Here is a 20,261-nt window from a genome sequence, read left to right as displayed (position 1 = left end):
GCGATGAAGCGGGCGGAGGCGGGGCGGTGAGCCGGGGCGGGCGGGGGAAGAAGAAGCGGGATCTGGCGGCGGAGGCTTTCGGCGAGGGGCTGCGGCTGATGCACGCGAACCCGGCCCTCGACGCCGTCGACTTCGGCGTGTGCCGCAGGGAGGAGTGCGCGCTGGCGCCCCGCGGCGGCCTGGTCCGGGTCGACTCCGACGGCACGGTCCACGCCCACCCGGCCCGGATCGCCGACCCCGCCGTGTGGGCCTGGTCGCTCGCCCACGCCGCCCTCCACCTCGGCTTCGGCCACGTCCCGGCGGCCGCGGGCGTCCGCGTCCAGCCCGACCGGTACGACATCGCCGCCCGCTGCACCGTCGTCAACCGCTTCCTGCTCACCTTCCCCGTCGGCAGACCCCCCGAGGACCTGCCGCTCACCTACCCGGACGGCGACGAGGAACAGCTCGCCGCCCGCTGGCGCCGCGACGGCCTCCCCACCGCCTACCAGCACTGCGGCACCGCGGGCCCGGACCCCGACCAGCTGCTGCTGCCCTGGGACACCTGGCGCGGAGGCCGGCCGCCGGACCGTCAGCTCGCCTTCGCGACCGCCCTCACCCGGACCGTGTCCGCCGCCATGGACATGGCCGGCGGCCGACGTGCCTCCCTCGACGACGACCTGGACCCCCAGCGCCCCTGGGAGCGGGCCCTGAGCTGGTTCGTCTCCTCCTACCCGCTGCTCGGCGGCATCGCGGCCGGCATCAAGCTCGTCCCCGACGCCGAGCTGGCCCGCGCCCACGGCATCCAGATCGCCGCCGTCGACGCCGAGGCCGGCGAGATCTACCTCAACCCGCTGTACCGGCTCCAGGACGACGAATGGCGGTTCGTCCTCGCCCACGAGATGCTGCACGCCGCCCTGCGCCACGGCGACCGCTGCGGCACCCGCGACCCCTACCTCTTCAACGTCGCCTGCGACTACGTCATCAACGGCTGGCTGCGCGAGATGCAGATCGGCACCATGCCCGACGGACTGCTGTACGACCCACAGCTCGCCGGCCTGTCCGCCGAGGAGGTCTACGACCGCATCGCCGGCGACCTGCGCCGCCTTCGCCGACTGTCCACCCTGCGCGGCAAGGGCGTCGGCGACGTCCTCGGCGGCCCCCTCGGCCCGCCCCGCGACTGCGTCGACCTCGACGGCTTCTACCGGCGCGGCCTCGCCCACGGCCTCGACCTGCACCAACGCGAGGAACGCGGCATGCTCCCCGGCGGGCTGGTCGAGGAGATCCGCGCCCTCAGCCACCCTCCGCTGCCCTGGGACGCCCGCCTCGCCCGCTGGTTCGACGAGTTCGTCCCCCGCCCGGAGCCCCTACGGTCGTACGCCCGCCCCGCACGCCGCCAGGCCTCCACCCCCGACATCCCGCGCGCCGGACGGTACTTCCCGCCCGAGGAGACACCCCGCTGCACCTTCGGCGTCGTCCTGGACACCTCCGGCTCCATGAACACCGCCCTCCTCGGCAAGGCCCTCGGCGCCATCGCCTCCTACGCCGAGGCCCGCGACGTACCCGCCGCCCGCGTCGTGTTCTGCGACGCCGCCCCGCACGACGCCGGCTATCTCCCCGTCACCGAGATCGCCGACCGGATCCGGGTGCGCGGCCGCGGCGGTACGGTCCTGCAGCCCGGCATCGACCTGTTGCACCGCGCCGACGACTTCCCGCGCGACGCTCCCGTGCTGGTCATCACCGACGGCTGGTGCGACACCCTGCGCGTCCGGCGCGAACACGCCTACCTGATCCCGCAGGGCGCCCGGCTGCCGTTCACGGCTCAGGGGCCGGTGTTCCGGGTGCGGTGAGCCGGAATGTGATCGGATGGGGCTCACGGAAACCCGTCCGACGGGAAACCCACGCGAAAGGAACAACCGTGGCCACCACGCGCTCCGCTCACACCGTCTGGGAAGGCAACCTGCTCGAGGGCAACGGCGTCGTCACCTTCGACTCCTCCGGCATCGGTCAGCAGCCGGTGTCGTGGCCGTCGCGCGCCGAGAAGGCGAACGGGAAGACCAGCCCCGAGGAGCTGATCGCCGCCGCCCACTCCAGCTGCTTCTCCATGGCCCTGTCGCACGGGCTGGCAGGCGCGGGCACCCCGCCCACCAAGCTCGTCACCTCCGCCGACGTCACCTTCCAGCCCGGTGAGGGCATCACCGGCATCCACCTCACCGTCGAGGGCACGGTCCCCGGCATCGACAACGACGCGTTCGTCGCCGCCGCCGAGGACGCCAAGAAGAACTGCCCCGTCAGCCAGGCCCTCACCGGCACCACGATCACCCTGTCGGCCAAACTGGCCTGACGCCCCGCCCCCACCCCACCGGCCGGAACGCACTCTGCGTACCGGCCGGTGGCGCGTGTCGGGTCCGGTGATCCGGTGGTCCCGGTGGGCCAGTGAGCCGGTGGTGCGTGTCGGGTGGGGTGGGTCGGTGGCGCGTGGCGGGTGGGGAGGATCGGTGGTGTGTGTCGGCGGCCCGCTCGGCCCGCCCCGCGACCCGGTCGACCGTGCGCATTACGCCCCCGGGCATCAGTGCGTTCGGCCCGCCCGCGTCCCCGTCGCGTTCGCCCCGCCCAGTCCACGATGGGTCCGGCCGCCCCGCGCACCGGCGGGTTCGGCGTGCTCGGGCTGCGGGTGTACCCGCCCGGGTCGCCCGTACGACGGCCCCGCCGGGCGACGGAGGGAGGGCGCCGGTGCCCGGAATCACCGATCATGAAGCGGTGACCAGCCGCCCAGAGCCCCCCGAACCCCCGCCACCCCGGGACACCCCGCGGCCCACTGTGACCCCAGCGCTCCCGGACAGCCCATGGCCCTCCGGCTCCCCGCCTCCTCCGGTCACCCTGCGGCCCTCCGGCTCCCCGCCTCCTCCGGTTACCCCGCGGCCCTCCGGCTCCCCGCCGCCTCCGGTTACCCCGCGGCCCTCCGAGACCCCGCCTCCTCCGGTCACCCCGCGGCCCTCCCAGACCCCGCCGTCTCCGGACACCCCCCACCGCTCCGGTCCCCCGCCACTTCCTGACACTCCCCGGCCCTCCAGGCCCGTGCCGCCGCCCGGCACCACGTACCCCTCCGGGACCTCGCCACCCCCGGACCCTCCGCCGCCCTCCCTGACCCCCCGCCTCCTCACCACCCCGTCGCCGCCCCGGCCCCCGCAGGGAACCCCCGCCGTCTCCGCCCACCGCGGCGGTTCCGAGCTGTGCGCCGCCGCCACCCTCCAGGCGTACGAGGACGCGCTCGCCTCGGGAGCGGAGTACGTCGAGTTCGATGTCCGCCGTACCGCCGACGGCGTCCTCGTCGTCCATCACGACGCCCGGGCCGGCGGCCCCACCGGACCGCCGGTCGGCCGGATCACGTACGCCGAGCTGTGCGGCCGCGCCGGATACGACGTTCCCGCCGTGGACGACGTGATGGCCCTGGTCGGCGGGCGGCTGGCCGGGCACCTGGACCTGAAGGAGACCGGCTACGAGCACGAGGTCGTCGACCGGGCGGTGGCCCTGCTGGGCCGGGACGGCTTCGTCGCCACCAGCCTGGAGGACCGCTCCGTCGCCACGATCACCCGGGCCTTCCCCGGCGTGCGCACCGCCCTGTCACTGGGCCGCGACCGGCACGAGGTCGGATTCGCCCGGCTCGCCGCGACCCGGGCCGGCGAGCTGTTCCCGCTGCGCCGGCTGCGCGCCTGCGGCGCGCACGGCGTGGCCGTGCACCGACTGCTCGCCCGCGCCACCGTGCTGCGCCGAGCGGCCCGCCACGGCCTGTTCACCCTGGTGTGGACGGTCAACGACGACGCCGGACTGCGCCGCTTCCTCACCGACACCCGGGTCGACGTCGTGGTCACCGACCGGCCCCGCCGGGCGGTGGAACTGCGCGGCGAGACGCATCGAACCCTCCCCGAGGGGCACCCGGCCCCCTGAGCGGGCACCCACCCCGGGTGTACGCCCCCGATGCCCCATTGACAGAAGCCCGCGCACGATTTGTGCTGGAAGTCCGGTGGCACGGGAGGCTCCCTGGCGGAAGGGGACGGCGATGGGACGTCCGGTCGGCATCGATCTCGGGACCACGAACTCGGTGGTGGCCGTCCTGGAGGGCGGCGACCCCACGGTCATCGCCAACGCGGAGGGCGCACGGACCACCCCGTCCGTCGTGGCCTTCGCCAAGAACGGCGAGGTACTCGTCGGCGAGGTCGCCAAACGGCAGGCGGTCACCAACGTCGACCGCACCGCCCGCTCGGTCAAGCGGCACATGGGCGACGCGCACTGGCGCTTCCCCGAACAGGGCGACGTCGACGGCACCCGCTACCGCGCCCAGGAACTCTCCGCCCGCGTCCTGCAGAAACTGAAGCGGGACGCCGAGGCCTATCTCGGCGAGGACGTCACCGACGCGGTGATCACCGTGCCCGCCTACTTCGACGACTCCCAGCGGCAGGCCACCAAGGAGGCCGGGGAGATCGCCGGCCTGAAGGTGCTGCGGATCATCAACGAGCCGACCGCCGCCGCCCTCGCCTACGGCCTCGACCGCAGCCAGGAACAGACGGTCCTCGTCTTCGACCTGGGCGGCGGCACCTTCGACGTCTCGCTCCTGGAGATCGGCGACGGCGTCATCGAGGTCAAGGCCACCAACGGTGACACCCTGCTCGGCGGAGACGACTGGGACCAGCGGGTCGTCGAGCACCTCGTGAAGAAGTTCAAGGGCCAGTACGGCATCGACCTCGGCGCCGACCGGATGGCGGTGCAACGGCTGCGCGAGGGAGCCGAGAAGGCGAAGATCGAACTGTCCTCGTCCTCCGAGACCACCATCAACCTCCCCTACATCACCGCCTCCGCCGAAGGCCCCCTGCACCTCGACGAGAAACTGACGCGCGCTCAGTTCCAGGAGCTCACCGCCGACTTGCTGGACCGCTGCCGCACCCCCTTCCACCAGGCCGTCAAGGACGCCAAGGTCAAGCTGTCCGTGATCGACCACGTCATCCTCGTCGGCGGCTCCACCCGGATGCCCGCGGTCACCGATCTGGTCCGGGAGTTGACCGGCAAGGACCCGCACAAGGGCGTCAACCCCGACGAGGTCGTCGCCGTCGGCGCCGCACTCCAGGCGGGTGTGATCCGCGGCGACGTCAAGGACGTCCTCCTCCTCGACGTCACCCCGCTGTCCCTCGGCATCGAGACCAAGGGCGGCATCATGACCAAGCTCATCGAACGCAACACCACGATCCCCACCCGCCGTTCGGAGATCTTCACCACCGCCGCCGACAACCAGCCCTCCGTCGGCATCCAGGTCTACCAGGGCGAACGCGAGATCGCCGCCTACAACAAGAAGCTCGGCGTCTTCGACCTGACCGGCCTCCCGCCGGCCCCGCGCGGCGTCCCGCAGATCGAGGTCGCCTTCGACATCGACGCCAACGGGATCATGCACGTCTTCGCGAAGGACCTCGCCACGGGCCGCGAACAGAAGATGACCGTCACCGGCGGCTCGGCGCTCCCGAAGGACGACATCGACCGCATGATGCGCGAGGCCGAGCAGTACGCCGACGAGGACCGCGCCCGCCGCGAGGCCGCCGAGACCCGCAACCAGGCCGAGCAACTCGTCTACCAGACCGAGAAGTTCCTCCGTGAGAACGAGGAACGGGTGCCCGCCGAGACCAGGGAGGAGGTGTCCTCGGCGATCACCGAACTCAAGGGCCTGCTGAACCAGCAGGCCGACACCGGCGCCCTGCGGACCGGCGTCGACGAACTGGCCGGCGTCAGCCAGAAGATGGGCCAGGCGATGTACGCCCAGGCCCAGCAGCCGCCGACCGCCGCCCACGACACCGGCCCCACCACCGACCGCGACACCGGCCGGGCGGCGGACGACGACGAGACGGTCGTGGACGCGGAGATCGTCGACGACGAACCCGACCAGGCGAAGGGAGCCTGACCCGATCAGGCCGGGGGAGCCTGACCCCGATCAGGCCGAGGGAGCCTGACGAGGAAGCGTGCCGCCGCCCCTCAGACCTTGCGGGCCACCCCCGCATACACCGGAACGATGCCCTCCGCCTGCGCCGCCACGTCCTCCGGCTCCGGCCGCCAGCCCGAGACCGGGATCAGACCGGGGCCGAGCAGTTCCAGACCCTCGAAGAAACGGGCGAACTCGGTCAGCGAGCGCGGGAAGAACGGGGTGCCGCTGCGCCGGAAGTGGTTCGCCGCGTTCTCGATGGCCTCGGGGCTGAGATCCGGCGTCACCTGCGAGAGGATCAGCCAGCTGCCCGGCGCGAGCCGCGCGACGTACTCCCGTACGAGGTCGTAGGCCCCGTCGTCGAGGTAGTGCGTCAACGCCACCAGCGACAGCGCCACCGGCCGGTCGAGGTCGAGTGACTCGGCGGCCCGCTCCAGCAGCGCCGCGAGGTCACGGACGTCGGCGTGCACATACTCCGTGGAGCCCTCGGCGGTGCCGTGCAGCAGCGCCTCGGCGTGCCGCAGCACGATCGGGTCGTTGTCCGCGTACACCACCCTCGCCTCCGGCGCCACGCCCTGGGCGACCTGGTGCAGATTCGGCTCGGTCGGGATGCCCGTGCCGATGTCCAGGAACTGCCGGATCCCCGCCTCGGCGGCGGCGCGGACGGCACGCTGCATGAAACGCCGGTTGCCGCGCGCCCCGCGCAGCACCGTGCCGTCCACGGCGAGGATCTTGCGGGCCAGCTCCTCGTCCACCGGGTAGTTGTCCTTGCCGCCCAGCCACCAGTCGTAGACACGCGCCGGATGCGGCCTGCTGGTGTCGATACGGACGGGGGCCTGCCGATCCTCGGATCCGGTCATACGGGCTCTTCTCCTCGCGCGTGGGGCGGACGTGACGGTCGGTGGGTGCTCAGAGGGTCTCGCGGAGGTCCTCCAGGAGCCCGCGGGTCTCCTGGGCGGACGCGGCGTGCGTCGTCAGATGGTCGAGGACCTCCAGATGCGCGGAGACCTCCGTGCGCGAGTCGAGATACAGGGCGCCCGTCAGATACTCGGTGACGACCATGTCGGGCAGCTCGGGCTCGGCGAAACGGAACAGCGAGAAGGGCGCGGCCGTCCCCGGATGGGGGCCGTCGGCGAACTCGGCGATCTGCAGGGTGATCCGGTCCCGCTCGGTCAACTCCAGCAGCCTGTCGAGCTGTTCACGCATCACCGAGGGGTCCTCGCACACCGGGCGCAGCAGCACCGTCTCGTCCAGCACCGCCCACAGATGCGGCGGGTTCGGCCCGTCCAGCAGCCGCTGCCGGGCCATCCGCAGCGACACATGCCGCTCGATCGTGTCCGGCGTGGTCCGCCCCACCGTGCCGGCCTCCAGCACGGCGCGGGCGTACCGCTCCGTCTGCAACAGCCCCGGCACGAAGTGCGGTTCGTAGCTGCGGATCAGCCGGGCCGCACCCTCCAGGCTGACGTAGAGACTGAACCACTCCGGCAGCACGTCGTGGAAACGCTGCCACCAGCCGGGCAGGTTCGCGTCCTCGGCCAGCCGGACGAACGACTCCGCCTCGCCCTCGGGGACGCCGTACGCCTCCAGCAGCACCTGCACGTACGGGATCTTCAGCGCGACCTCGGCCGTCTCCATGCGCCGTACGGTCGCCGGAGCCACCCGCAACGCGCGGGCCGCCTCCTCGCGGCCGAGACCGGCCGCCTCGCGCAGCTCCTGGAGTCGTCTGCCGAGCACCACCTGGCCCACCGTAGGCGCGGGCCGCCGTTCACTCACGCCACGTCTCCCCTACGTGTCGGGCACGCGGGTCAGTGTGTCATGTTCCGGCCGCAGTCTCACGGGTACGGCGATGAGGTCCTCGCCACGCGTGACGTCAGTGGTACGCGACGTCAGGGGTACACGTCAACGGTCCATGACGTCAGGGGTAATCGACTCGTCCCCTTCCGGACGGGATCGTGGAGTCACCGGGTTCCGGGCCGTCGCACTCCGACCCGGAACCCGATCCCGATCCCGACCTCGATCCCGACCTCGATCCCGATCCGGACCCGATCCCGATCCCGACCTCGATCCCGACCTCGATCCCGACCTCGATCCCGATCCGGACCCGACCTCGATCCCGATCCGGACCCGACCTCGATCCCGATCCGGACCCGATCCGGACCCGATCCGGACCTGATTCCGAACCCGATCCCGACCCCGCCCCTGACCTCGACGGAGGGTGATTCGCCATGTCCGCAGCCCAGCCCGCCCCGCTCACCGCACTCGCCCGCACCGCCGATCCGTACGCCGCACTGCGCCGCTTCCTGGCCGTGGACGCCGTCGTCACCGGCGTGAACGGACTCGCCTACCTCGCCGCGTCCGGCCCGCTCGGCCGCCTCCTCGGCGTCGACGGCACCCTGCTGCTCGCCCTCGGCGCGTTCCTCACCGTGTATGCGGTCGCCGTCGGCGCACTGGCCTCCCGCACCCGCCCGGCGGCCCTGCCGGTGCGGGCGGTGGTGGAGGCCAACCTCGCCTGGACGGTGCTCAGTTGCCTCGCCCTCGCCCTCTGGCTGTCGCCGACCGCGGCGGGCACGGTGTGGACGGTGCTCCAAGCCCTGACGGTGGCCGGCTTCGCCGTACTCCAACACTTCGCCCTGAAGGCATCAACTCATCAGTGAATGCAGGTACTTGACCGTCGCCGGATCGGCCGGGAGCAGCGTCTCCACGGCCAGCTCGGCGACGGTCACGTCCATGGGCGTGTTGAACGTGGAGATCGACGAGATGAACGACAGCGTCCGCCCCTCGTGCTCGATCCGCATCGGCAACGCGAAGTACGGTACGGGCTCCGCGGGTTCGACGAGACGGACACCCTCCTCCGGCACCGGGTAGGCGGCGACCTCCTCGTACAACGCCCGCAGCGGAGCCGAGCGGTGCAGCGCGATCTGACGCTCCATCTGGGCCAGGAGATGGCCCCGCCACTCGGGCAGATTGCGGATGCGCGGCGCCAGTCCCCGCGGATGCAGCGTGAGCCGCATCGCGTTCAACGGCGGCGCGAGCAGCGACTCCGGGATCCCCTCCAGCAGCATCGTGATCCCCCGGTTGGCCGCCACGACGTCGTACCTCGCGTCCACCACCAGCGCCGGATACGGCTCGTAGCCCTGGATGAGCCGCTCCAGACCGGCGCGCAGCGCGTCCAGCGCCGGGTCGTCCAGCGGGGTCTCCGGATAGCGCGGGGCGTAACCCGCCGCGAGCAGCAGCGCGTTGCGCTCCCGCACCGGCACCTCCAGATGCTCGGCCAGCCGCAGCACCATCTCCTCGCTGGGCCGGGAGCGGCCCGTCTCGACGAAACTGATGTGCCGGGCCGAGGAACCCGCCCGCAGCGCCAGCTCCAGCTGACTGACCCGCCGGCGCTCGCGCCAGGCCCGCAGCAAGGGGCCCACGCCCGGCTCGGCGGGGTCGGCGGGCGCGGCGTTCGTACCGGTCGCGACAATGGCCATACGTACGACCGTAGTCGACAGAGCCCGCGCCGGGGCGTGGGCGAGAGGTGGTGGACGACCGTGCCGTGGATCGCGCGGAGGAACGCGTTCGAGGCCGAGGCGGTGTACCGGGCGCGAGTGCGCGGCTGTCTGCTCGGCGGGGCACTCGGCGACGCGCTGGGCTACCCCGTGGAGTTCGACTCCCTCGCCCGGATCCGCGCCGCACACGGCGAACGCGGCGTCACCCGGCCCGTCCCCGACGCGGCGGGCGTCGTCGGCCGCATCAGCGACGACACCCAGATGACCCTGTTCACAGCGGAGGGCGTCGAACAGGCCCTGCGCCGCGAACGCGGAAAGGGCATCGGCGGCGGCGGTCCCCGACTGGTGCGCTGGGCCTACGAACGCTGGCTGCACACCCAGCGCGTCCCCGCACCCGACGGCGGACCCACCGCCCACGGCTACGCCGGACCCACCGACGGACTCGTCACCGAACCCTGGCTGTACGCCCGCCGCGCCCCGGGCAACGCCTGCCTGAGCGGCCTCCAGCAGGACTTCGTCCCCGAACCCTGGGCCGAACTCGGCCCGCCCGGACCCGTCAACCCGGACTCCAAGGGCTGCGGCGCCGTCATGCGGGCGGCACCCTTCGGCCTCACCGGCGCCCCCGCCGAGTCCGCCTTCCGGCTCGCCGCCGTCTGCGCCCAGACGACCCACGGCCACCCCACCGGCTACTACGCGGCCGGCGCCCTCGCCGCGATCGTCCGGCACCTCGTCGACGGCGAGTCCCTCGAGGGCGCCGTCCTGCGCACCCTGCGCCTGCTGGCCCGGCACCCCGGCCACGAGGAGACGAGCACCGCCCTGCTGCAGGCCCTGGACCTGGCGGCGGACGGCGACCCCACCGCCGAGAAGGCGGAACGGCTCGGCGCCGGCTGGATCGCCGAGGAGGCCCTCGCCCTCGGCGTCTACGCCGCCCTGGCCCACACCGACGTCGAACGCGCCCTGCTGCTCGCCGTCAACCACTCGGGCGACAGCGACTCCACGGGCTCGATCTGCGGCAACCTCCTCGGCGCCCGGCACGGCGACCACGGCCTGCCGCACACCTGGCTGCGCCAACTGGAGGGCCGTGCCCGCATCGCCGCCGTCGCCGACGACCTCGCCGACGAGGCGGCCCGGGCCTGACCTCGCCGCACGGCGTCCGCCGGGACCCTCTTGACCAGGGCCGCCGTGGCACTCCTGTGGCAGGCTGGACGGGTACGCGACACCCACGAAGGGAGTCACACCATGGCCGTGGAACCGCTTTCCCGGCAGGAGATCGAACACCGCCTGTCCGACCTGCCCGGCTGGGCCCTGGACGGCGACCGCCTCACCCGCTCCTACCGCCTGGCCTCCCACTTCGCCGCGACCGCCCTCGTCGTCCATGTCGCACAGATCCAGGAAGAGCTCGACCACCACTCCGACCTCACCCTCGGCTACAACACCGTCTCGCTCGCGGTGAACACCCACAGCGTCGGCGGCGCCGTCACCGAACTCGACGTCGAACTGGCGCGGCGGGTGGAGGCGGCGGCGGGCGGGCACGGGGCGGAGTGACGCCGGGCGACGGTATACAGTCTGCGAAATCCGGCATACGGGAGCAGGATGCCCGTATGCCGCATACGGTGTACAGGATTCGATGGGCGACATATGGTACGCCGCATGCGGTTCGCGGCATACAGTGTGGCGCACATTGCATACGGGCGACGGGCGGACCGGGGAGCGCGCGTGCTGGACTACGACAAGGAAGCCGAACGCTACGACGCCTCACGCGGCGGTGAACCCCGGGCGGCCGCCGCCGCGGACGCCGTCCTCGGTCTGCTGCCGACCGGGGTCCGCCGTCTGCTGGACGTCGCCTGCGGCACGGGCATCGTCACCCGCCGGCTCGCGTCCGGTCCCGGCGCCCCGCAGGTGACGGGCGTCGACCTGTCGCCCGAGATGGCCCGGCATGCCGCCGCCCGGCTGCCCGGCGCGATCGTCCGCGCGGACAGCCGCCGACTTCCCTTTCGCACCGGGCAGTTCGACGCGGTGAGCAGTGTGTGGCTGCTGCATCTGGTCGAGGACGCCGGGGACGTACGCAGGATCGTCGCCGAGTGTGCCCGGGTGCTGCGGCCGGGCGGGGTGTACGTCACCACGGTCGACAAGGGTGCCTCGCACAACGTGGGCAGTGACATCGACGGCGTCCTCGCCTCCCGCCCGCGCCGCCCCGCCTCCGACGCCGCCGTGCTCGTCGAGTCGTACGCCGCCGCATCCGGCCTGGTCCCCGCCGGGCAGGCCCGTTTCGCCGGCCGGGGGCAGGGGCGCAGTCCGCGCCGGGCGATCGCCGACCTCAGGCGTGGCTGGTTCGTCACCCTGCCGCCCGGCGCCCCCCTGGCCGACGAGTTCGCCGCCCGCCTCGCGGCCCTGCCCGACCAGGAACGGCCGCGCCCGGAGCCGGAGTTCACCCTGCGCGCGTTCCGCAAACCACCACAGGGGTCACCGGAGCCGACGTCGAACCGGTGAACTCGCCGCCGCCGCCCGCCCGATGACCCGACGGCCGTCGAACCGGCCCTCGATCCGGCCACCGAACTGGCCGAAACACACGGCAACGCGGCCGAACCCCACGGCGACTGAGAGTGCGGAACCCGTCCGTCCTCTCTGGAGGTTCTTCCCGTGCAGCACCCGCGCAAGCACCGCAGACGCCGAGCCCTCCTGTCGGCGACGACAGCCGCCGCGGCCCTGGTCGCCGCCGGTCTGACCGCGCTCGGCACCGGCACCGCGTCGGCCGCCACCGCCCGCCAGGTCGAGGCCCTCGACCGGGGTGTGGTCAGCGTCCACACCGACAGCGGCAACCTGGTCACCTGGCGGTGGCTGGGCACCGACCCCGACAGCGTCTCCTTCAACGTCTACCGGGCCGGCACGAAGGTCAACGCGACCCCGGTCACCGGCTCCACCAACTACTTCCACGCCGGCGCCCCCGCTCAGGCCGACTACACGGTCCGCGCGATCGTGGGCGGCGTCGAACAGGCCGACTCGGTCCACGCGATCCAGTTCCGCACCGGCTACAAGGACGTCCCGATCACCCCGCCGGCCGGCGGCACCACCCCCGACGGCGTCGCCTACACCTACGAGGCCAACGACGCCTCCGTGGGCGACCTCGACGGCGACGGCGCGCTGGACTTCGTCCTCAAGTGGCAGCCGACCAACGCCAAGGACAACTCCCAGTCGGGATACACCGGCAACACGATCGTCGACGGTATACGGCTGGACGGCACCCGGCTGTGGCGGGTCGACCTGGGCCGCAACATCCGCTCCGGCGCCCACTACACGCAGTTCCAGGTGTACGACTACGACGGCGACGGCAAGGCCGAGGTCGCGATGAAGACCGCCGACGGCACGGTCGACGGCACCGGCACGGTGATCGGCACCGCCTCCGCCGACTACCGCAACTCCAGCGGCTACGTCCTGTCCGGCCCCGAGTACCTGACCATGTTCAACGGGCAGACGGGCAGGGCGATGCAGAGCGTCGACTACGTCCCGGCCCGCGGCACGGTCTCGTCCTGGGGCGACTCGTACGGCAACCGCGTCGACCGCTTCCTCGCGGGGACGGCCTACCTCGACGGCTCCCGCCCCTCCCTGATCATGGCGCGCGGCTACTACACCCGCACGGTGATCGCCGCCTGGGACTGGCGCGGCGGCGCCTTCACCCGCCGCTGGACCTTCGACACCAACTCCTCCACCAACAGCGGCAAGGGGTACGACGGCCAGGGCTCGCACAGTCTCTCCGTCGGGGACGTCGACGGCGACGGCAGGGACGAGATCGTCTACGGCGCGATGGCTGTCGACGACAACGGCAACGGCCTGTGGACCACGAAGACGGGCCACGGCGACGCCCAGCACCTCGGCGACCTCGACCCGTCCCACGCGGGCCTGGAGTACTTCAAGGTCTCGGAGTCGAGCAGCCAGCCCGCCGAGCTGTACATCAACCCGGCCAACGGCACGGTCAACTGGCAGTTGGCCGCCTGCTGCGACAACGGCCGCGGCGTCGCCGGCGACATCTGGGCCGGCAACGACGGCGCCGAGGTCTGGTCGGCCTCCGACTCCTCCGTCCGCGACGAGGCGGGCGCGACGAAGGGCCGCGAACCGTCCTCCGTCAACTTCCTGTCATGGTGGGACGCCGACACCACCCGAGAACTCCTCGACGGCACCCACATCGACAAGTACGGCACATCCTCCGACACCCGCCTGCTGACCGGTTCCGGCGTCCACTCCAACAACAGCACCAAGGCGACCCCGTCCCTGTCCGGGGACATCCTCGGCGACTGGCGCGAGGAGGTCGTCTGGCCCACCACCGACAACACGGCCCTCAGGATCTACTCGACCCCGTACGAGACGACGACCCGCATCACGACCCTCCTCCACGACACGATGTACCGCACGGGCCTGGCCTGGCAGAACACTGCATACAATCAGCCGCCGCACCCGAGCTTCTTCATCGGCAACGGCATGGCGACGGCCCCCCGGCCGACGGTGTACACCCCCTGACCGACGCGTGAAGAGGCCCCGCCCGAGGTCGGACGGGGCCTCTTCACGGTCGTGCGTTCGCGGTCGTGCGGTGGTTCAGTTCAGGGCCTTGGGCACGTTCCCGTAGAACCGGATGGCGGGCCATCCACGAGAGGTGAGCAGCTCGTTGATGGCGTTGGCCACCTCCAGCGCGGTGACGTCCTTCTCCGGCGGCCCGGGCATCAAGTCGATGGTGAAGCTCATGCTGATGTAACCGTCCTCCGGGCCCGGCTCGGTGACCCCGTGGAACGGGACGTTGTAGCCCCACGCCGGGGTCGACTCGTCCGCCTGCTCGGCGGCTTCGGTCTCCTCGGCCTGGGCCGAGCCGGCGGACGCGAGGACCGCGCCCGCCGCCGCCGAGCCCGATGAGACCAGCAGGGCACGTCTGGACACTCCCATGTTCCCCTCCCCACTCTCCTGCCCCCGGAATGAAGGCGGGATCGATCGTATGAGCGAAACCCGGGCCGTGGCGCAGAACGAAATCATCCGGTTGGCCCCTCCCCGGCTCACACCACCGTGCAGCTCTGATCACCCAGCTTGAACGCCGTCGGTTTGCCGTTCGAGCCCGTCCAGCTGCCCGTGAAGCCGAAGCTCACCGAGGACCCGGCCGCCACATTGGCGTTCCAGGTGACGTTCTTCGCGGTGACCGCCGCACCGGACTGGGTGTAGTCGGCGTTCCAGAGCTGGGAGACCGTCTGACCGTTGGGGAAGGACCAGTTGAGGCTCCAGCCGGACCAGGCGCTCGTGCCCGTGTTGGCGAGTTTCACGTCCGCCTGGAAGCCGCCGGACCACTGGTTGGTGATCGTGTACGTCACCGCGCAGGCCCCGGCCGGGGCGGGATCCGTACCGCCGCCGCCCCCGCTGCCGCCCCCGCTGGTGTCGGAGGTGTCGCCGTAGATGACGCCCCGGCCGTTCGTCGACACGTACACCCGTCCGTAGACGCGCGGGTCACCGGTGATCGCGCCACCCGTCCAACCCCACTGGTGCGCATCGTCGTTGATGCGCGTCCAGGTCGCGCCCTTGTCGGTCGAGCGGAAGACGCCCCGCACACCGGCGATCTTCGCGCTGGTGTAGAGCGTCTGGTACGAGGCACCCGTCGCCGCCTTCCCGAAGCCGATGGTGTCGGCCTGCTCGACGCTCGACAGCTTGGTGAACGTCACGCCGGCATCGGTGGAGTGCCACAGCCCGTACGCCCCGTCGCTCGCCCCGCCGGCCAGCCACACATCGCCCTTCGTGCCGGGAAGCGCCTTGAAACGCACGCTGTCACCACTGGGCAGCCCCGTCGCCGACGACGCGGTGAAGCTCGCCCCGCCGTCCGAACTGACGTAGAACTTCCCGGACTTGAAGCCGTAGAAGGTCTTGGGGTCGACCCGGTCGGATTCGACGATCGCACCGGAGGGGATCCCGCTCGACGCCTGCCACGACGTACCGAAACCGGTCGTGTACTGCACGCCGGCGCCCGCCGGACTCCACACGAACCGGCTGCCGTCCGCCGCCGCGGCCACCGTCCCGCCGCCGCTCACCCCCGAAGGGTCCGTCCCGGCGAACCAGTTGGCCCCGTTGTCCGTCGAGAACGCCACATGCGGGCCCGAGTCCAGATTGCCGACCCGGACCACCGTGTTCGGGTTGGTCTCCGCGTAGTCCAGGCTGGTCGTGGTCGTGAAGTTCGGGGACGTGAACATCATCGGCGGGACCTTCGTCAGATCCGTGTGCCGGAAACCGCCTACATCACCGAGCGCGCTGAGCAGCGGCGCACCGGTCGGGGGAGAGGCGAGGTCGTTGACCGCCGTTTCCTCCAGCCCCTGCACCATCGGCTTGACGGTGAACTGGCCGCCGCTGTCCCAGTTGGTGAGGTTCTCCGTGCCGTAGACCGTCGCGCCCGTCCCGTACATCATGCGGGCGGAGTTGAACGGATCGATCTCCAACGCCTCGGTCATCCAGCCGAGTTTGGGCGTCTGCTCCGGCGGCGACGGGTTCGCGCCCCAGGTCAGCCAGGGCGAGGAGGAGACATCCATCGTGAAGCGGTTCGCACGGTTGGGATACGACGTGTAGTCCCACGCCTTCGTCCAGGTCCCGCCGCTGTCCGTGGAACGGAAGATCTGGGTATCGGGCCACCAGGAACTGTATGCGGTCGCCATCACGGTGCCGGGCTTCTGCCGGTCGACCGTCAGCCCGCTGAAACCGTAGTAGGTGTCGGCCTCCGCGACGGGGCTGATGTCCGTCCAGGTCCCGGTCGCCGTCGCGTACCGCATCAGCCGGCCCTTGCCACCGTCGTACGGACCGCCCTTGTCGCTGTATGCGATGTACAGATAGCCGTTGACGGTATCCAGTACACCCTTGTGCGCCAGATATCCCGTCGGCTGCCCGGCCAGCCGCGACCAGGTCGCCCCGGCGTCCGTCGACCGGTACACCGCGTTGTCCTTGTCCGCGACCCCGACGTAGATCGTCTTCGACGCCGTACCGGACGTGCCCGTCGACTCGTCGAAGGTGACCCAGACGATCCCCTGGTTGTCGCTCGCATACCCGCTGGTGTCGCTGGGATCCTGTACATAGTTGCCGACATTCGGGAAGTTGCTCACCTGCGACCAGGTGACCCCCGAGTCCGTCGACCGCCACAGCCCCTTGCCGCTCGGCGCGCCGAGGTACAGGACGCTGTTCCTGTTCGGGTCGACGGCGAGCCGCTCGCCCATGCCCCGGCCGGGCATGTTCCCGCCCAGCTTGAAGGGCAGGTCCGTCTTCTGCCAGCTGGCGCCCCGGTCGCCGGACCGCAGGACGGCGCCATTGCCCGGATCCCAGCTGTTGGTGTACGTGCCGACCGCCGCGTACACCTTGTTCGGATCGACCGCGTCGGAGGCCAGGCTCACCACGCCGGTGTGCCCCCAGTCCGCCCAGCCGACCGAGTCCAGCAGCGGCGTCCAGGTCTTGCTCGACTCCTGCCAGCGGTAGGCGCCGCCGATGTCGGTGCGCGCGTAGGCGAGGTTCTTCTCCTTGCGGTTGAAGACGATGCCCGGGACGAAGCCGCCGCCGTCGATCCGGGCGTTCTTCCAGGTGTACGACTCTGCGGCCGGCGTCGCCGTCGGGCCGGCGTCGGCGGCCAGCGCGGGCGGGCCGCCGGCGAGCAGGCCGGCGGCGAGCGCCAGCACAGCTGTCGGAATGCGCTTTCTTCGCACGGTGGGGGTCCTTCCTCGCGAAGCCATGTGTGCGGGGGGAGGTGCGGGAAGTACGACGTGCCGGGTGCGGGATGTGCGACTACCGGGCGGCCCCCATGCGGGAAGGGGCCGCCCGGCGCGGTACGCGGAGCGTTAGCGGGGACTTATTCGAGAAGCTCCGCGTACGAGCCCATGGCCAGGGCGATGTCCGCCTGGGCCCAGAACCGGTGGTACGTGAACACGGGCGCGGCACCGCCCGCGAGGTAGCTCTCGATCTTCGACCAGGCCGGGTCGTTCTTGTAGAAGGAGCGCAGCGAGGTGAAGGTCGAGGAGGAGCTGATCGTGTCGCCGTTCGGCATCTTCCCGCTCCAGCCGCTCGGGACGTACACGCCGTCGTCGAAGCGGTTGTAGTCGGCGCGGGTCTCGGGGACCGCGATGCCGAGGGCGTCCTGGTAGTTGGTCCACATGCCGTCCAGGAGCGCCTTGGCGGTCGTCTTCGCCTCCGTGTCACCGGACCTGGCGGCGTAGTACGTCAGGGTCTTGGCGTACGAGGCGGCCACGCCCACGTCGTTGGTGTAGTCGGCGACGGTGACGTGAAGTCCCGTGTTGGCACCGGGACTCGAGGCATTCCAGGTGTCGGGCTGGCCCGACCACTGGAGGGTGGAGGGGATCAGGAAGGTGCCGTCCGGGTTGATCGTGGTCTTGGACAGCGCCCAGTCGACCCACTTGTCGAGGACCGTCTTGGCGGCGGCGTTCCCCGTCTGCTGGTAGTACTCGGCGACCCGCTCCATCGACCAGGCCTGGAACCCGAACCACTGGTTGGACGGCGGGTCGTGGTAGACGGGCTGCTGGTCGTAGTACATGCCGTAGAAGGTCGACGTGCCGGACGGGGGAGTGGCGTACCGGCCGGCCCAGCTGTTGGTCGCGCCGCCCGCGATGGCGCCCTCGCTCGACTGCAGCCAGCGGTAGAACTCCAGCTGCCGGGTGAGGGACTTGGCCCAGTCGGCCTGCCCAGTCGCCGACTTGGGCTTGAGGTCGGCGTAACTGCTCAGCGCGTACGCGGCCAGGGGGTTCTGGTAGCCGCCGTGGGTGTGGCTGGAGCCGATGCGCCAGGCCCAGCCGGCGCTGGTGTCCGTGGCGCCGCCCCAGGCGTAGTACCAGGACAGCAGGTAGTGCGAGGCGTCCTTGCCGGTGCCGGCCGCGCACGCGGTCGGACCGACACAGTTGCCGATCTTCTTGAAGTACTTGTCGTACATCGCATACCGCAGATAGTCGCCCATCTTCGCGGCCTTGCCGACGGTCGCCGAAACGTCACTGCCCTTGCCCTGCGCCGTCGCCCACACATCCGCCCAGTACGCTGCCTGCACCGCCCGCGCGTCGGCGTCCGGAGCGTCGGTGTACTTCCACTGCTTGGCGTAGGACGAGTCGCCGGTGAACAGGTCCAGATACCCGTTCGTGCCGCCGTACTTGAAGGCGTCGCAGGTCGGCTGCGGAACCGTCTCCCACACCGATTCCTGCGCACCGCGCTGGAAGGTGTTGATGTACGAGGGTCCGGTCGCGGTCGGGCCCGCCTCGCACTTGCCGGGCTCGTTGCCGTAGCCGTAGACGTTGTCGACGTCCTGCAGCCAGTGCATACCGTAGACGTCGTCCGTACTGTATGCAGTCTTCAGTTCACCGGCTATCGGATCCGATCCCACCGACACACCCGTGTCCAGCCGCGCCGGATACTCGTTCGGCGTGTCCAGCTCCGGCGCGTACGTCGCCGGCTTGGACGCGTTGTAGAACGAGTTCGTCGGCTGGTCCGCGTGGGTGGGGATCATGTACTTCTCCATGATGTCCCACGCGCCGTTGAACTTGGTCCAGTCGCCGGTGATCTTGCCGTACATGGCCTGCAGCCAGAGAAGGTAGCTGTAGGCCTCGGACGTGGTCTCGTGGCCCTGGTCCGGCGCCTCGACGATCAGCGTCTCCACCGAGTGGTAGGGGATGCCCTCGGGGGAGAAGTAGCCGTTCGCCGGGTTGGTGATCTTGCCGTAGAGGTCCAGGAACCGCGCGTCGTACACCTTGCTGCCGGCGATCTCGGTGACCGTGACGGACGCCTTCGCGTGTCCGGTCGCCGTCGAGTCGAAGACGGCCGCGCCGGTGCCGGAGGCGTTCGCGGTGACGGTCACCTTCTGGGCGGTGCTCCAGTTCGACGGGGTGAAAGTGAGCGAGGCGCCGCCGGTCACCGTCAGACCCGTGTTGCCGCTGACCCGCGCGGTCGCCACGGTCACATTGGCCGACGGCTGGGTCGACAGCTTCACCTCGTACGTGCCGGTCTTGCCCTGCTGCACCGCCAGCTGGCCGGCGGAGGCGACCACGGCCGGTCCCGAGGCGACCGTGATGCCGACCGGCGTCGACGTGCCCGACGCGCCCAGGCTGTCGTAGGCCTTCGCCACCAGCGAGTGACTGCCCACCGACAACCCGGAGGCCGACAGGGTGTACGGCGAGGTCGTGTCCGTGCCCAGCAGGGTCGTGTCGTCGTAGAACTCGACCTTGGTGACCGTCGCGTTGTCGGCGGCCGCGGCGGTCGCCGCGAGCGGCACCGCGCCGCCCTGGGTGTAGACCGCGCCCGCCGCGGGGCTGGTCAGCACGGTGACCGGCGGCTGGTGCGCACCGGCGCAGGTGGTGCCGTTGATCGCGAAGCTCGTGGGCGCGGTGTTGGTGCCGCTGTAGGTGAACTGCGCGCCCGTGCTCACCGCGGCGCCCGCCGCGATGGTCCCGTTGTAGGTGGCGTTGTTCACCGTGATCTGCTGGCCGGACTGCGCCCAGGTGCCGTTCCAGCCGTTCGTCAGCTTCTGGTTGCCCGTGTACGCGTACGTCAGGGTCCAGCCGCTGATGGGATCGCTGCCGCGGTTGGTGAGGGTGAGGTCGGCGGTGAAGCCGGAGCCCCAGTCGTTGGTCTTGTAGTCCACGCTGCACTGGAGCGCCGCCGCCTGGGCGGGCGTCGGGAGCGTGCTGAGCATGGCGAAGGGAAGCGCGAGGGCCGCGACTACGGCGGTCCACAGGCGCCGCGTCGCGCGACGTCTGCGTACGGGATCCATGGTTCCGGTTCCTCCTTGCGGCTCTGAACGGTGGGGGGAGGAGCAACAAGCCCTGAACCAGTGGGAGCGCTCC

15 protein-coding genes are annotated in these 20,261 nt (G+C 71.4%); 9 read left to right on the top strand and 6 right to left on the bottom strand.

The window, feature by feature from the left end:
* Positions 1–26 precede the first annotated feature (26 nt).
* The 4 genes from ABZ464_RS04725 to dnaK all read left to right on the top strand — a co-directional run bounded on the left by ABZ464_RS04725 (position 27) and on the right by dnaK (position 5,920).
* On the top strand, positions 27–1,826 hold the full coding sequence (locus tag ABZ464_RS04725) for a hypothetical protein (RefSeq protein ID WP_359270924.1): 1,800 nt from the start codon (positions 27–29) through the stop codon (positions 1,824–1,826).
* 68 nt (positions 1,827–1,894) lie between these two features.
* Positions 1,895–2,320, top strand: coding sequence for an OsmC family protein (locus tag ABZ464_RS04720; protein ID WP_359270921.1), 426 nt, complete (start codon positions 1,895–1,897; stop codon positions 2,318–2,320).
* Between the two features lie 734 nt (positions 2,321–3,054).
* Positions 3,055–3,924, top strand: coding sequence for a glycerophosphodiester phosphodiesterase family protein (locus ABZ464_RS04715; protein WP_359270918.1), 870 nt, complete (start codon positions 3,055–3,057; stop codon positions 3,922–3,924).
* A gap of 112 nt (positions 3,925–4,036) precedes the next feature.
* The gene (gene dnaK / locus ABZ464_RS04710; protein WP_359270915.1) at positions 4,037–5,920 is read left to right on the top strand and encodes a molecular chaperone DnaK; all 1,884 of its coding nucleotides are present in this window, start codon (positions 4,037–4,039) and stop codon (positions 5,918–5,920) included.
* A gap of 71 nt (positions 5,921–5,991) precedes the next feature.
* On the opposite strand, the gene ABZ464_RS04705 is transcribed toward dnaK, so the two are convergent.
* Positions 5,992–6,798 (bottom strand): SAM-dependent methyltransferase, encoded by an 807-nt coding sequence (locus ABZ464_RS04705; protein ID WP_359270912.1) that lies wholly within the window; start codon positions 6,796–6,798, stop codon positions 5,992–5,994.
* A gap of 49 nt (positions 6,799–6,847) precedes the next feature.
* Positions 6,848–7,711: a helix-turn-helix transcriptional regulator gene (locus ABZ464_RS04700; RefSeq protein ID WP_359270909.1), complete on the bottom strand. Its 864-nt coding sequence runs from the start codon at positions 7,709–7,711 to the stop codon at positions 6,848–6,850.
* Between the two features lie 452 nt (positions 7,712–8,163).
* Between ABZ464_RS04700 and ABZ464_RS04695 the strand changes: the two genes are divergently transcribed.
* On the top strand, positions 8,164–8,592 hold the full coding sequence (locus tag ABZ464_RS04695; RefSeq protein WP_359270907.1) for a hypothetical protein: 429 nt from the start codon (positions 8,164–8,166) through the stop codon (positions 8,590–8,592).
* Here the strand turns inward: ABZ464_RS04695 and ABZ464_RS04690 are convergent.
* On the bottom strand, positions 8,578–9,411 hold the full coding sequence (locus tag ABZ464_RS04690; RefSeq protein ID WP_359270904.1) for a helix-turn-helix transcriptional regulator: 834 nt from the start codon (positions 9,409–9,411) through the stop codon (positions 8,578–8,580). The two genes, ABZ464_RS04695 and ABZ464_RS04690, sit on opposite strands and share 15 nt — an antisense overlap.
* A gap of 60 nt (positions 9,412–9,471) precedes the next feature.
* Here ABZ464_RS04690 and ABZ464_RS04685 point away from each other — a divergent pair, with 60 nt between their 5' ends.
* The 4 genes from ABZ464_RS04685 (at position 9,472) to ABZ464_RS04670 (ending at position 13,941) form a co-directional block, all read left to right on the top strand.
* The gene (locus ABZ464_RS04685) at positions 9,472–10,566 is read left to right on the top strand and encodes an ADP-ribosylglycohydrolase family protein (RefSeq protein WP_359270901.1); all 1,095 of its coding nucleotides are present in this window, start codon (positions 9,472–9,474) and stop codon (positions 10,564–10,566) included.
* A 102-nt stretch (positions 10,567–10,668) separates the two neighbouring features.
* On the top strand, positions 10,669–10,974 hold the full coding sequence (locus tag ABZ464_RS04680) for a 4a-hydroxytetrahydrobiopterin dehydratase (protein WP_359270898.1): 306 nt from the start codon (positions 10,669–10,671) through the stop codon (positions 10,972–10,974).
* Positions 10,975–11,145: 171 nt separating this feature from the next.
* A complete protein-coding gene (locus ABZ464_RS04675) occupies positions 11,146–11,919 on the top strand; it encodes a class I SAM-dependent methyltransferase (RefSeq protein WP_359270895.1) in 774 nt (257 codons plus the stop codon).
* Positions 11,920–12,069: 150 nt separating this feature from the next.
* Positions 12,070–13,941: a rhamnogalacturonan lyase gene (locus ABZ464_RS04670; RefSeq protein WP_359270892.1), complete on the top strand. Its 1,872-nt coding sequence runs from the start codon at positions 12,070–12,072 to the stop codon at positions 13,939–13,941.
* Positions 13,942–14,016: 75 nt separating this feature from the next.
* On the opposite strand, the gene ABZ464_RS04665 is transcribed toward ABZ464_RS04670, so the two are convergent.
* The 3 genes from ABZ464_RS04665 to ABZ464_RS04655 all read right to left on the bottom strand — a co-directional run bounded on the left by ABZ464_RS04665 (position 14,017) and on the right by ABZ464_RS04655 (position 20,188).
* A complete protein-coding gene (locus ABZ464_RS04665; protein WP_359270889.1) occupies positions 14,017–14,358 on the bottom strand; it encodes a hypothetical protein in 342 nt (113 codons plus the stop codon).
* 107 nt (positions 14,359–14,465) lie between these two features.
* Entirely contained in the window at positions 14,466–17,129 is a 2,664-nt protein-coding gene (locus ABZ464_RS04660; RefSeq protein WP_359270886.1) for a cellulose binding domain-containing protein, read from the bottom strand.
* 143 nt (positions 17,130–17,272) lie between these two features.
* Positions 17,273–20,188, bottom strand: a complete 2,916-nt coding sequence (locus ABZ464_RS04655) for a glycoside hydrolase family 48 protein (protein ID WP_359270883.1) — start codon at positions 20,186–20,188, stop codon at positions 17,273–17,275.
* Between the last annotated feature and the right edge of the window lie 73 nt (positions 20,189–20,261).

Origin of the sequence: Streptomyces sp. NPDC005820 (assembly GCF_040630255.1) — a bacterium.
Lineage (GTDB): Bacteria > Actinomycetota > Actinomycetes > Streptomycetales > Streptomycetaceae > Streptomyces.
This window is presented reverse-complemented; position numbering and strand designations above follow the sequence as displayed.

What these genes read in the sequence shown, in the direction of transcription:
- dnaK (WP_359270915.1), top strand. Translation starts at nt 4,037, where the DNA reads ATGGGACGTCCGGTCGGCATCGATCTCGGGACCACGAACTCGGTGGTG.
- ABZ464_RS04705 (WP_359270912.1), bottom strand. Translation starts at nt 6,798, where the DNA reads ATGACCGGATCCGAGGATCGGCAGGCCCCCGTCCGTATCGACACCAGC.
- ABZ464_RS04695 (WP_359270907.1), top strand. Translation starts at nt 8,164, where the DNA reads ATGTCCGCAGCCCAGCCCGCCCCGCTCACCGCACTCGCCCGCACCGCC.
- ABZ464_RS04690 (WP_359270904.1), bottom strand. Translation starts at nt 9,411, where the DNA reads ATGGCCATTGTCGCGACCGGTACGAACGCCGCGCCCGCCGACCCCGCC.
- ABZ464_RS04680 (WP_359270898.1), top strand. Translation starts at nt 10,669, where the DNA reads ATGGCCGTGGAACCGCTTTCCCGGCAGGAGATCGAACACCGCCTGTCC.
- ABZ464_RS04665 (WP_359270889.1), bottom strand. Translation starts at nt 14,358, where the DNA reads ATGGGAGTGTCCAGACGTGCCCTGCTGGTCTCATCGGGCTCGGCGGCG.
- ABZ464_RS04655 (WP_359270883.1), bottom strand. Translation starts at nt 20,188, where the DNA reads ATGGATCCCGTACGCAGACGTCGCGCGACGCGGCGCCTGTGGACCGCC.